11 protein-coding genes are annotated in these 12,774 nt (G+C 58.8%); 3 read left to right on the top strand and 8 right to left on the bottom strand.

What is annotated here, in order from left to right:
- The first annotated feature begins 20 nt into the window (after positions 1-20).
- Positions 21-521, top strand: coding sequence for a RidA family protein (locus R6X40_RS24890; protein ID WP_318417073.1), 501 nt, complete (start codon positions 21-23; stop codon positions 519-521).
- Positions 522-537: 16 nt separating this feature from the next.
- Here R6X40_RS24890 and R6X40_RS24885 read toward each other — a convergent pair whose 3' ends face one another.
- Entirely contained in the window at positions 538-1,353 is an 816-nt protein-coding gene (locus R6X40_RS24885) for an IclR family transcriptional regulator (RefSeq protein WP_318417071.1), read from the bottom strand.
- Between the two features lie 112 nt (positions 1,354-1,465).
- Here R6X40_RS24885 and R6X40_RS24880 point away from each other — a divergent pair, with 112 nt between their 5' ends.
- Entirely contained in the window at positions 1,466-2,665 is a 1,200-nt protein-coding gene (locus R6X40_RS24880) for an aminotransferase class V-fold PLP-dependent enzyme (protein WP_318417070.1), read from the top strand.
- 35 nt (positions 2,666-2,700) lie between these two features.
- Entirely contained in the window at positions 2,701-4,548 is a 1,848-nt protein-coding gene (locus tag R6X40_RS24875; protein WP_318417068.1) for an ABC transporter ATP-binding protein, read from the top strand.
- Between the two features lie 57 nt (positions 4,549-4,605).
- Here the strand turns inward: R6X40_RS24875 and R6X40_RS24870 are convergent, their stop codons facing one another.
- The 7 genes from R6X40_RS24870 to R6X40_RS24840 form a co-directional block, all read right to left on the bottom strand.
- Positions 4,606-5,922, bottom strand: a complete 1,317-nt coding sequence (locus R6X40_RS24870; RefSeq protein ID WP_318417066.1) for a hypothetical protein — start codon at positions 5,920-5,922, stop codon at positions 4,606-4,608.
- Positions 5,923-6,144: 222 nt separating this feature from the next.
- Entirely contained in the window at positions 6,145-6,579 is a 435-nt protein-coding gene (locus R6X40_RS24865) for a GtrA family protein (protein ID WP_318417065.1), read from the bottom strand.
- Complete coding sequence (locus R6X40_RS24860; RefSeq protein ID WP_318417064.1) at positions 6,551-7,252, bottom strand: class I SAM-dependent methyltransferase; 702 nt, start codon at positions 7,250-7,252, stop codon at positions 6,551-6,553. The genes R6X40_RS24865 and R6X40_RS24860 overlap by 29 nt, the downstream gene beginning before the upstream one ends.
- Positions 7,245-8,264, bottom strand: coding sequence for a glycosyltransferase family 2 protein (locus R6X40_RS24855; protein WP_318417329.1), 1,020 nt, complete (start codon positions 8,262-8,264; stop codon positions 7,245-7,247). The genes R6X40_RS24860 and R6X40_RS24855 overlap by 8 nt, the downstream gene beginning before the upstream one ends.
- Before the next feature lie 590 nt (positions 8,265-8,854).
- A complete protein-coding gene (locus tag R6X40_RS24850; RefSeq protein WP_318417062.1) occupies positions 8,855-10,762 on the bottom strand; it encodes a bifunctional sugar phosphate isomerase/epimerase/4-hydroxyphenylpyruvate dioxygenase family protein in 1,908 nt (635 codons plus the stop codon).
- A complete protein-coding gene (locus tag R6X40_RS24845; protein WP_318417061.1) occupies positions 10,759-11,646 on the bottom strand; it encodes a shikimate dehydrogenase in 888 nt (295 codons plus the stop codon). The genes R6X40_RS24850 and R6X40_RS24845 overlap by 4 nt, the downstream gene beginning before the upstream one ends.
- A 66-nt stretch (positions 11,647-11,712) precedes the next feature.
- A complete protein-coding gene (locus tag R6X40_RS24840; RefSeq protein WP_318417060.1) occupies positions 11,713-12,726 on the bottom strand; it encodes a TRAP transporter substrate-binding protein in 1,014 nt (337 codons plus the stop codon).
- Between the last annotated feature and the right edge of the window lie 48 nt (positions 12,727-12,774).

Raw genomic sequence — 12,774 nt, 5'->3', positions numbered from 1 at the left:
TGCAGGACACAGGAGTTCGCGTGAACAGTTCCATAGCAACCGCCGCCGGCAGGACAGGCTCGCCCGCAGAGCGGCTGGCCTCACTCGGCCTGACGTTGCCGCCGCCGCCGCCGCCGATCGCCAATTTCGTGACGCATGTGCGCGAAGGCAATATGATCTATCTCTCCGGCCAGGGACCGCGTGAAGCCAACGGCTTCATGCACACCGGCAAGGTGGGTACTGGTGGCGTCAATGTCACCGATGCCTATGGGCACGCACGGCTGACCGGCATCAATCTGTTGGCGGTGCTGCAGGATGCGCTGGGCGACCTTGCGCGGGTGCGGCGCGTGGTCAAGCTGCTCGGCATGGTCAATGCGGAGCCCGATTTCGAAGATCATCCGAGCGTGATCAATGGCTGCTCCGACCTCTTCGTCGCGGTTTTTGCGGACGCCGGTCATCATGCGCGCTCGGCCGTCGGCTTCGGGTCTCTGCCAGGCAACATCACCGTCGAGATCGAAGCGATCGTCGCCCTTCACGGCTAAGGAACAACCCGGCATGTCAATGGCTGCGCCAGCCCATCAAGGTTTCGATCCGCTCCGCCGACGCGCGGACATGGGACGTGTAATGCGTCTCGTCGGAAAAAGCCTTCTGCTCGGGCAGTACGATCGAGATCGTGGCAACGCACTGGCCGTCGCGATCGCAGATCGGCGAGGCAATGCAGGCAACGGCATAGTCGGATTCACCGGCCTGAATGGAAAGCCGGGCATGCATGGCGTCCGCAGCCGCGGCGGCCAGGGTTGCCGGGTCCACATCGGCGCGGCCGGTGGGCGACGAGCGGGCGCAGCGCTTGAAAAGCTCGATGCGCTCATCATCCGGCAGGTGGCCGACAAGAAGGCGGCCAGACGCGGTCCAGTTCAGGGGCACCCGGGTTCCCACCCGCGACGTGACCTGAAAATGGCTGGGACCTGCGGCCATCGCCAGCACCAGCATATGATCGCCGTCTCGGCCGCACACCTGAACGGTTTCTGCAGACTGGCGGCAAAGATCGTGCATCTCGTGGGTGGCGACGTTCATGAAATCGAGCGAACGGGCGTAGGCCAATCCGTAATGATAAAGCCGCGCGCCAAGCCAGATCATGCTGTCGGCATCGCGCGTCAGGAGATTCTTCTCCACGAGGTCGTCGATGATCACGTAGACGGTAGACAAGGGTGCTCCGATCGCCTTGGCGATAGCGTAAGCCCCGGACGGCGCACCCGTCTCATAGAGGTAATCGAGCACCTGCAGGGCGCGGTCGATACCGCTGACGCGCGAGCGCTTTTCGCTCTTTGCATTGTCAACGGCGGCAGTGGAAACAGGCTGGGTTTTGGTATCCAAGACAAAAGCTCACATTGTGATTTTGGGACGTTATTACATTATTATGGCATAGCTGTCGACTGCCAGAAGACAACGTCTTCGAATTGTGACAGCGGAATTTTTGGAGAAGACAATGCCCATTGAAGACATCCGCACATCGCTTGGCCTGCGTCCGGTCATCAACGTTTCGGGGACGATGACTGGCCTCGGCGCCTCCATCGTGGTACCGGAAGCTATTGCCGCGATGACGTCGATCCTGCCGCAATTCGTTGAGATGAACGATCTGCAGCGCAAGGCGAGCGCTGTGATCGCGCGGCTGACCGGCGGTGAGGCCGGTTTTGTCACGGCATCCTGCTCGGCGGGCATCAGTCTGGCCGTTGCAGGTACAATTACCGGCAATGACCTGCTGGCCATCGAAAAGCTGCCGGATGTCAGCACCCAGAAGACAGAGATCCTGGTGCAGATGGGGCATGTCGTCAGCTATGGTGCGCCGGTGGATCAGGCCGTCCGGCTGGCGGGTGGTAAAACGGTGATGATCGGTCAGGCAACCTCGTGCCACCGGTATCACATGGACAATGCGATCACCGAAAACACGGCGGCGGCACTCTACGTCATCTCGCACCATGTCGTTGATTACGGCCTATTGAGCCTCAAGGAATTTGCCGACATCGCCCATGCCAAGGGCGTGCCTGTCATCGTCGACGCCGCATCGGAATATGACCTGCGCATCTTCCTCGAACAGGGCGCCGATATCGTGCTCTATTCGGGTCACAAGTTTCTTGGCGGACCGACCTCCGGCATCGTCGCCGGCAAGAAGGAGCTGGTTCGCAACGCCTTTCTCCAGAACATGGGCATCGGCCGTGGCATGAAGGTCGGCAAGGAGAGTGTCTTCGGCGTGATGGCGGCACTCGAAGCCTGGGAGACGCGTGATCACGACGGTATCCGCGCCCGCGAAACGGGCTACCTGCATCTGTGGCGCGACATGCTGGAGGGCCGTCCGGGCGTTCAGGCGCTGATCGAACCGGATCCGACCAACAACCCGCTCGATCGTATGCGCGTCATCATTTCGGCGCCCGAGGCACATATCACCGCCTGGGATCTTGCCGACGCGCTGGCGCGCGGCACGCCGCCGATTATCGTGCGCGATCATGAGGTTGAACACCGTTATTTCTATCTTGATCCCTGCAACCTGCATCCAGGCCAGGAAACGATCGTTGCCCGCCGGCTTGCGGAAGAACTCGACAAGGCGAGAGCCTCGAACGAGATCATCGCCACGCCGTTGGAAAACCGCAGCAAGCACCGTTTCGACGGCGCCTTGCGCTGGCCGGATTGATCCGAGCGCTTCGAAACCCAACAGAGGATTCCGCCATGGCCCGTTCACACGCCCAGAAGATCGATCCCGTGCAGCCCGTGCTGTCGGTGGAGAACCTGACGACATCGTTCATGGTCGACGGGGAGTGGAAACCGGTCGTGCGCAACGTATCCGTTGCGGTCGCCCCCGGCGAAACGGTGGCGATCGTCGGAGAATCCGGCTCCGGCAAGAGCGTCACCTCGCTGTCGATCATGCGTCTGCTTCAGGCCGATACCAGCCGTATCGAAGGCAGCGTCATGCTTGACGGACGCGATATTCTAAAACTGCCGGAAACGGCGATGCGCAAGGTGCGTGGCAACGACGTCGCGATGATCTTTCAGGAGCCGATGACGAGCCTTAATCCGCTCTTCACTATCGGCGACCAGATTTCCGAGGCGCTGCTCTGTCACTCGGCGATCAGTAAGCGCGATGCCCGGGCCGAAACCATCCGGCTATTGGAAAAGGTGCGCATTCCCGCGGCCGCTTCCCGTTTCGACGAATACCCGCACCGGTTCTCCGGCGGCATGCGCCAGCGCGTGATGATCGCCATGGCGCTGGCGTCGCGGCCGAAACTGTTGATCGCCGATGAGCCGACGACGGCGCTTGACGTCACCATCCAGGGACAGATCCTCGATCTCATCAAGACGTTGCAGGAAGAGGAAGGAACCTCCGTTCTCTTCATCACGCACGATATGGGCGTTGTCGCCGAAATTGCCGACCGGACGGTGGTGATGTATCGCGGCGAGCAGGTGGAAACCGGCCCGACGAGCGACATCTTTTTCCGTGCCAATCATCCCTATACGCGCGCTCTGCTGTCCGCCGTCCCGGTGCTGGGTTCGATGAACGGCAAAGACCGGCCGATGCGCTTTCCCATCGTCGATGCGGCAACCGGAAAGTCCGACAGCCCCGTCGAAACGATCGATACCGTAGTGTCCGGCAAGCGGCCAGTGCTGGAAGTCAGGAATCTTACCAAGCGTTTCGATATTCATTCCGGCCTGTTCGGGCGTCTGACCAGCCGCGTTCATGCGGTCGAAAATGTCTCGTTCGATCTGCACGCGGGCGAAACCCTGTCGCTGGTGGGCGAATCCGGTTGCGGCAAATCCACCACCGGCCGCGCCATCATGCGCCTGATCGAGCCACAGGCGGGCTCCGTCCGGGTCGATGGCACGGAAGTCCTGACGCTGGACAAGAACGGCATGCGCGACATGCGCAAAACCGTCCAGATGATTTTTCAGGATCCGTTTGCCAGCCTCAACCCGCGCATGCGGATCGGGGCGGCGATCGCCGAACCCTATCTGGAACACAAGATGGGAACCGAGAAACAGGCACGGGATCTGGTGGCCGATCTGCTGGTCAAGGTCGGTCTGACTGCTGACATGGCGTCGCGTTATCCGCACGAGTTTTCCGGCGGCCAGCGCCAGCGTATCTGCATCGCCCGTGCATTGGCGCTCGATCCGAAGGTGATTGTCGCGGATGAGAGCGTCTCGGCGCTCGACGTTTCGATCAAGGCACAGGTGATCAATCTGCTGCTTGACTTGCAGCAAAGCCTCAACCTCGCCTTCCTGTTCATCTCCCACGATATGGCCGTCGTCGAACGCGTCAGCCATCGCGTCGCTGTCATGTATCTCGGTGAAATCGTCGAGATTGGCCCACGTGCTGCGGTCTTCGGCAATCCGCAGCATGCCTATACGAAAAAGCTCATCTCGGCCGTGCCGATCCCCAATCCTGACCGGCGCCGCGAAAAGGGCAAGATCGGCAACGACGAGATCAAAAGCCCGATGCGGCCGGCGGATTACAAAGTCGTGCCGATCCAGTATCGAGAAGTGTCGCCGGGGCACCTGGTGGCGACGTCAGATCACTCGTGAAATGAACGTGGTATAGCGTGATGTCTCATCGGCGTATTCAGCCGGATTTAAGTGACGTCAATTGCCGTTGATATAGACGACGGCAAATTCGTCGCCATACGCTTTGTGCCAACCGGAAAGCTCGTTGAAAAAGGGAATCCGCGCGTCATTCGGCAATAGGAGTGCCCATTTGATGTCGTGTTCTTCAATCGTTTTTTGGAGAATGGGCTTGCCTGCAGCGGTGCCCATTTCAGCCGTCGCATTCATGAAGCCATTCAGGAAAAGCTGATCGGTCCGGCCATCGATGTAGGTCTTGATTCCGTGAAAAATCAGCGTGCCCCCGAAATTGTAGCTGTTGAACACATTACCCGACAGACCTTGCGTCTGGGCAAAAGCGAGTGCTCCCGATGCGGATGTCTTGTCGCTTGGAGCGACTGTCGAAAAATTGAGGAAGATTGCACAGACGGCAAACCAGCTTACCAAAATCACACCGGTGATCTGCCGATAATGTTTGACGATGGCCCGTTCAAGTCCGTCGCGGGATTGTCCTATCCACTTGCGCGTCGACAAGGGCGGAAACTGTTCCGCGACGTCGACCGCCAGGACGATAGGCACCAGCAGAAGCCAGAGATACTGGAAGCGCGAATAGGCCAGGAACAGATGCAGCGTGAAGATGAAGAAGGCTGCATAGGTCCAACGGATGCGAATTCTTGTAACCAAGAGGGCGGCGACGACGGTCAGAAGCAGGACTTCGGGCAAAATGTCCGTGCGGGCATTGAAGGGGTTCCATTCGCTGATATGGGCGACCGCTTCATTGCCGGACGCGACCGTGAAGGTCGCGAGTATGGCCTGTATGCCATAGGGATTGATCAGGGTGACCAAAGGGCATAGAAGACCGAAGGCGATCCATTGGGCGAGAATTCGTGGTTGCGTAAAGCGGGCGCGCTCCAAAAAGTCCAACCCGGCAAACGCCGCGATCACGAAGCCGAAGGTAAACGTGCCGTGCAGATTGGCCCACAGCGCAATCAGGGCCAAAAGCCAGAACGGGGGTGCCCGGCGTTCACGGGCAGCTTGAAACAGAACCGCCGTCCACAAAACGACGATGGGAAGGCTGAAGATGAGCGGCCGGGCGTTGTAGACGGCGCTGGCGAAAGACGTGACCACCATGACAACGGCGATAGCGATAATCGGTTTTAGATCTGCGCTCAGATACCACGCCAGAATGAATGTCGTCAGGCCGGCTGCCGCGATCGTTATGACGATCACGCCGCTCCAGCCGAAGGCCTTGTAACCCGACGCCAGCAGCACCTGGCCCAGCCACTCCTTGGCAATCCATGGCTGGCCTGCAAACGTATGCGAATAGGTATCGGCAACCGGAATTATCCTGTTTGCCAAGATGTCCAGGCCCACTTTCACCTGCCACCAATTGTCGGGATCAAGCAAAAGTTCCGACGAATACAGAAGTAACTGAGCGGTGACAGCCAGGACCATCGACAGGCAAATAACCAACCGGATCTGCCGGCTCTGCTCCATAGACGCTTGTTCATCGCCAAAGGCAGGTATGTTTTGCGGAATTGCCTTTTCGAAAGTTATCTCAGTTGCAGCCATGATCCACTCTCAAAATGCAGTGTCGTCGGAAGGGGTGCGCAGCGGGGCGGGAACGAAAACGAAGCGCGACGATGCGAGATAAAAGAGAACCGAGTACACGCAGATTCCGGCCAGATGAACCCACGGATTATTGGTGAGGCCAAAGGAAAGTGCTGTGAAAACAACAGCCAAATTGGCCCCATAGGCAATCGCAAAACTCAATGCGTATCGCAGCATCGTGCCTTTGCGCAGGAGTGATGCATCTGCAAATGTCCAGCGGCGGTTGAGAGTGAAACCAAGCACCAGCCCGCCGGCATACCCAAGAATGTTGGAGAGGATGTCTCCGCAACCAACCGCGAGTGCCGCCAGGATGATGGCGTATCCAAGCGCGGTGTTGAGCAATCCGACCGCAGCGAACCGCAGGAGGCGCCTGGCTTCAAAGAGCCTGTTTGACCGCGTGAACAAAATACTGAGCCCCCATTGGAACAGTGGCGAGGTAGCGCTCCAGTGGCCGCAATTTTGCGAGAAAGCGCGGAAAGAAGAGCCGATAGACGGTTTCGGTGTTGAAAAATCCCGCCTGGACCATACGGCTCTTCATCTGGCCGGCGTTGATCAGTACGGCATTCTCGTCGAAACTGCAGTTCCGGACCGCATGCAGTGTCAGCGGATTCCAGGGATTGTGCTCAAACAAGAAAAAGCTCCCGCCCGGCTTCATCACCCGGCCGATTTCGGCGAGAAGGCCGACATGGAATTCCGCAGGAATATGGTGGAAGACGCATGCTGTGAAGACGAGGTCGAAGTGATTGTCGCCGTAGGGAATCGTCTGGCCGTCAAAAGGCTGGCAATGCGCCTGGCCCGGAAAACGGGTCCGGGCGATGTCGAGGGATTGGGACGACGGATCAAGGAGAACAATCTCGCTATCCGGGAAGGCTTCGCGCATTGGCCCCAGCGAGTTACCAACACCGGCGCCAAAATCGAGGATTCGCAACGGTTTCTTACCGCGCCGCTGCAGAACCGCAGCCACGTCGTTGATTTTGTAATGGGCAAAAAAAGCTGGCGTCTCGCCGCTTAGCCGAATACTGGCGGCGTGCTCCTGCTCATACTCGTCGGCAAACTTGTCGAACTCAGCCTCAAGCACCGGCGGCTCCCCTGGCGAGGGTCTGCAGGCGATGTACATGCAAATCAGCCCCCTCCGCAGCCGTGTCGCAGCATACAATTTCATTGATGATGTAAAGCGGCCGCCTTTTCGTCTCCATGTACATGCGCCCGAGATATTCGCCAAAAATACCCAGTACCAGCAGCTGGACGCTGCCCAGGATGAGCACGATTGCGGCCAAACTCGTCCAGCCGGGGATAACGTTGCCGTCCAGCCAGGAGACGATGGTGTAAACCAGCGCCACCAGGCCGATCAATCCGAAGATCATGCCAAGGTGCGAGGCAAAGCGGAGCGGCGCGATCGAAAAGCTGGTCATCGCATCCACGGCCAGCAGGACCATTTTGCGCAGCGGATAATGTGTCGTACCGGCAAAGCGGGCTTGCCGGTGATAGTGAAAGGCGGTCTGCTTCAAACCGATCCAGGTGACCATGCCGCGGATGAAACGATAGCGCTCCGGCATGGCATTGAGATGATCGACGGCACGACGGCTCATTAAGCGGAAATCGCCGGTATCCGCCGCAATGTCGATATCGACCATTCGCCGCAGTAGCCGGTAGAACAGCGATGCAGACGTTCTCTTGAAGAGGCTCTCGCCAGCGCGCTTCAGCCTCTGGCCATAGACGACGTCAAAGCCTTCGTCCATCTTCATCATCATCGGGCCTAGCAGTTCTGGCGGATCTTGGAGATCGGCGTCGAGGATAAGTATCCTTTCGCCTCTGCAAAGCTCGAGCCCAGCGCTCAGCGCGATCTGGTGACCGTAGTTTCGCGACAGGTCGATCGCAACGATATGGGTATCTTTGCGGGCAAGGTCGAAGATCGCTTCCCGCGTCCCATCCATGGCGCCATCGATGACAAGGACGATCTCGTAGGACGAGCCGGTTTGTACCTCACAGACCGCGGTGACACGCCGGTGCAATTCTGCGATGCCGTCCCGTTCATTGTAACACGGGATGACGATAGAAAGTGCTATTGCCTGTTTCGCCGCAATGTCCATCCGTCCCGGCACCCGTTGCTCCCCGTTGTTCGCTTGGGTTTAAGGCATCGCGATTAAAAATCCGTTCTCGGGGAGCTGAAACCGCCTTGGGCGTTGGTTGGGAACGGTTCGTCGGGGCTTCGGCGAACAGAACTGACTGGTGGGCCGGTGGAAGCACCGAGCTGACCGCTCTTTGCGGAAAGACGACCGTGAATCAACGAGCCCGCCATCTGACGGATGGCGGGCCTTAAATTGTCTTGCAATATGAGCGTCGGAAATGGCCCCAATATAAAAGTCAAAAACGCTTTTGCTTTAAACGCCGTTCTGGTTTCAGCCAAAGTAACGACATAAGAAAATTAGCGTTTGCTTATGGAGAAGTCCCGTCACTTGTTTTCGGGCAAGGGTAATAAAAAGTGACGGATGACGCGGGAAATATCGCGGAAAAATATTTCCGACCGGCTTTGACCAGCCGCACCAGCCATCCTGGCCGTTCTTCAAAATTTGCACGGTTTTTGGCGGCTACTGCAGCGAAGCCTGGAAAGGCGACAGGATCGAAGCGACGCCGGGGCACTAAAAAAAATGCTGTGATCACGGGCCGCGTTTCTGACGCACTATGTTGACCGTTTTTGAGCAATGACTGGCATGCCTTCCGGCCGAATCTGCTTCTTGAGAGCGGCGATACGGAAGATGGCGTTGGCAGCGCCGTAGCCGCGATAGCCACGCCGCTCGACGATCTCGAAAAAGAAGCCTTCGCCATAGGTGCCGCTGTAAAGCTGGAAGAATTCGCCGTGTTCGTCGCGGTCGTAGAGGATGTTTCCCGCCTTCAGCCGCTCGCTTAACTGGGGATCAAGGCCGAAGCGGGCTTCAACATCCTCGTAGTAGTTGGGCGAAATGTGCAGTGAGCGGAAGCCGTTCTGTTTCAACACGTCCGCCGTTGCAAAAATATCGTCGGTGCTGAACGCCAGATGCTGGATGCCCGAGCCGAAGGTTTCGGCAATGAAATGGCCGGCGAGCGTGCGGCGGTTTTCCGCGCCGTTCAGCGTGATGCGCAAAGTGCCTGCTTCATTCTCGATCACCTGGCTGCGCACGACGCCAGCAGGATCGATGATATCCACCATCGGCGTCTTCTGCGTCTCGAAGATCGCGGTATAGAACAAAAGCCAGGTCAGCATTTCTTCATACGCGACCGTCTGGGCGATATGGTCGATCGCGCAGAGATGCGCCGACTGGCTTTTGTCTTCATTTGCGACCGGTACGAAATCGATATCCCAAATGCGGCCGAGATCGGTCTTCTCGTCGAGCAGATAAATCAATCCGCCGCCAACGCCGCGAATAGCAGGGATTTCGAGTTCACCACTTCCGACCGGTTGGTTGAAGGGCTCCGCTCCCAGTGCCACGGCCCGGGTCATGGCCTCGCCGGCATCATCGACAACAAGCGTCACCGCATAGGCCGACGGTCCGTGCACCGCATAGGACGCATTGGCAAATCCGGCGCGTTCGGTGTTGACCAGCAGCCGGATGTCGCCTTGGCTATAGACGCTGACCTGCTTGGTCTTATGCCGGGCTGTGTTGCGGAAGCCCAGTGTGCGCAGAAGGGCGATCAGGTCTGTCGCGTCCGTGTCATCGACCGAGAACTCTACAAAGCCTACAGCCTTCACAGGTGCACGCTCCGGCATCTCGACAACAGTAAGGCCTGAAGCATTCGGATTGCGGCGCACGCGGTCTCCCAACGTGATCAATGAGCGATAGCCGTCAGCGGCAATCGCCTTCGCGGAACCACCTCGGAACTGATCGTTGAATATTTCCAGCGAGAAGTAACCGTCGTACCCTGTCTCGGCGATCGCGCTGGTAAAGGCGGTCACCGGCAGGTCGCCCTCGCCCGGCATGTTGCGGAAGTGGCGGCTCCAGTAGAGCAGGTCCATGTCGATCAGCGGCGCGTCCGCGAGTTGGACGATGAAGATCTTTTCCTTGGGGATTGAGCGGATCGAATTGATATCGATCTTGCGCGACAGCGTATGGAAGCTGTCGAGGATGATGCCGATACTGGCATGATCGGCGCGCCGGACGATTTCCCAGGCATCGCGATGGTCGAAAATGTGGCGTCCCCATGCCAGTGCTTCATAGCCGACCCGCAGGCCTCGTTTGGCAGCCCGTTCGCCCAGTTCATGGAAGTCTGCCGCAGCCCGGTCGATACCGCCCAGCGATACCGGTGAGACATTGGAGCAGACCAGCACGAGATCGGTACCAAGCTGTTGCATGATGTCGAACTTGCGCTCGGCGCGATCGAAGGTGCGGGTCCGATGCGGCTCCGGCATGCCTTCAAAATCGCGAAACGGCTGAAACAGCGTGATCTCCAGACCGTGGTCGCGGACCATCCGGCCGACATCCGCCGGACTGCCATCGAAGGCCAGAAAATCGTTCTCGAAAATCTCGACGCCGTCGAAGCCCGCCTTGGCAATCGCCGCGAGCTTTTCCGGGAGCTCGCCGCTGATCGATACGGTCGCGATGGAGGTTTTCATTGCGAGACCTCGCTTGAGTGGTTGCCGGATGTCAGGCTGTCGAAATGCTGTTTCATCCGGCCGGCATCGGGCTCGCGTCCGGTAAACAGGCAGAAGGCCCCGACGGCCTGGAAGACGGCCATGCCACCGCCGTTCAAAACCCGGCAACCGCGCTGCCTCGCGGTCTTCAGAAGCTCGGTTTCCAGCGGAAAATAGACGATCTCGGCGACCCAGTGACGGGGTGAAAGTAGTTCCGGCGGAAGCGGAGTACCGGGATATCTCGCCATGCCGGTCGGGGTCGCGTGGATCAGGCCGGCCGCGGATCGCATTGCCAACGCCAAATCGCCAGGTGCCGTAATCGTCGCCTCCGGGAATAGCGCGGACAAAGCCTGCGCCAAATATGTTGCCCGTTGCTGGTCCAGATCGAAAACCGCGAGGCTCCTCAGCCCCAGCGACAGGATGGCATAGGCCGTGGCAACACCGGCACCACCGGCACCGATCTGGACTGCCGCGCCGAGATCTGCGCCCGGTAAGCCACGGCGAAAACTCTCGGCGAAACCCCACCAGTCGGTGTTGTGGCCGTATCGGCGGCCGCCCTTCAGGACGACGGTGTTCACCGCGCCCAATGCGCGTGCCTCATCGGAGAGTTCATCGAGATAGGGTATGACCAGTTGCTTGCAGGGATGAGTGATGTTGAGACCACTCAAGCCGTGCTGTTCAGCCTGCGTCAGGAGATCGGGCAGGCTGTCTGGGGAAAGGCCTCGCTGATTGAGGTCGATTAGTTCGTAGTCGTAGGCAAACCCTTGGGCTGCACCTTCCTGCATGTGCATCGCAGGTGTCAGCGAAGCCTGGATGCCCGCGCCGATCAATCCGGCTTTCAGGGGTTTCAGACATGTGTCGACCATGGCAGCAGGTTCCGTGCTTGTCAGAAAAGATGAGCCGGCCCACCGCAAAGCGGGCCGGCGAGGGCATTACTGGCCGCGGGCTGCTGCAAGCTCCTTGAAAAGCAGCGAGACGGTATCAGCGCCGATTTCGCCACTGAACTTGTCAACCAGCGGCTTGACGGCATCACGCAGCTTTTGTGTTTCTTCCGGGCTGAGCTCAGTCACTTCCATGCCGGTCGCCTTGATCTCGGCCATGGCTTTGGCATCCACCTCGCGCGAGACCTTGCGCTGATAGTCGCGCGCCTCGGTCGCGGCGGACTGGAGGAGGGCCTTTTCCTCATCGTTCAGCTTGTCCCAGAAGGTTTTGCTGATCAGCACGATCTGCGGATTGTACTGATGACGGGTCACCGTCATATACTTCTGCACTTCGTAGAATTTGGCGTTGAGGATGTTGGCCGCCGGATTTTCCTGGCCATCAACCGTGCCGGTCTCAAGCGCCGTGTAGAGTTCCGTATACGGCAACGGCACAGCATTGGCGCCGAGGCCGTTGAACAGCTCTATCGGGATCGGCGATTGCAGAGTGCGGATCTTCAGGCCCTTGATGTCTTCAAGCTTGGCCACCGGATGGCGGTTGTTGGTGAGATTGCGGAAACCCAGCTCCCAATAGGCAAGGCCAACGAGACCCGTGTCGGGCAGCTTGTCGGACAGGCTCTTGCCAAATGGGCCGTCCATGATCTTGTCGGCTTCTTCGCCGCTGTTGAACAGGAACGGCAGGTCGACTGCGCCGAACGCCTTGACGTTGCTGGACAGAATACCCGCGTTGAGCACCAGCATCTCGACAACGCCCCCCTGCAGCGCCGAGACGGTCTGTACGTCACCGCCGAGCACGCCGCCCGGGAATAGTTTTACATCGATCTTGCCACCGCTCTTTTCCTTGACGATCTCTGCAAACTTTTCCATGCCGGTGACCTGCGGGTGGCCTTTGTTGTTGGCACTCGCAAATTTCACTGTCGTTTCACGGATTTCAGCCGAAGCTGTTCCTGCGAGCAGCAACGCTGGCAGAGCAAGCCCCAATGCCAGTTTGATCATCTTGTTCAACATGCTTTCCTCCCAGATTTTGGCCGGTCTTTCCCGGCCTGTTGAATGATT

The organism is Rhizobium sp. PL01 (genome assembly GCF_033447125.1).
Taxonomy (GTDB): Bacteria; Pseudomonadota; Alphaproteobacteria; order Rhizobiales; family Rhizobiaceae; genus Pararhizobium.
This window is presented reverse-complemented; position numbering and strand designations above follow the sequence as displayed.

What these genes read in the sequence shown, in the direction of transcription:
- R6X40_RS24845 (WP_318417061.1), bottom strand. Translation starts at nt 11,646, where the DNA reads ATGGTCGACACATGTCTGAAACCCCTGAAAGCCGGATTGATCGGCGCG.
- R6X40_RS24875 (WP_318417068.1), top strand. Translation starts at nt 2,701, where the DNA reads ATGGCCCGTTCACACGCCCAGAAGATCGATCCCGTGCAGCCCGTGCTG.
- R6X40_RS24880 (WP_318417070.1), top strand. Translation starts at nt 1,466, where the DNA reads ATGCCCATTGAAGACATCCGCACATCGCTTGGCCTGCGTCCGGTCATC.
- R6X40_RS24850 (WP_318417062.1), bottom strand. Translation starts at nt 10,762, where the DNA reads ATGAAAACCTCCATCGCGACCGTATCGATCAGCGGCGAGCTCCCGGAA.
- R6X40_RS24855 (WP_318417329.1), bottom strand. Translation starts at nt 8,264, where the DNA reads ATGGACATTGCGGCGAAACAGGCAATAGCACTTTCTATCGTCATCCCG.
- R6X40_RS24840 (WP_318417060.1), bottom strand. Translation starts at nt 12,726, where the DNA reads ATGTTGAACAAGATGATCAAACTGGCATTGGGGCTTGCTCTGCCAGCG.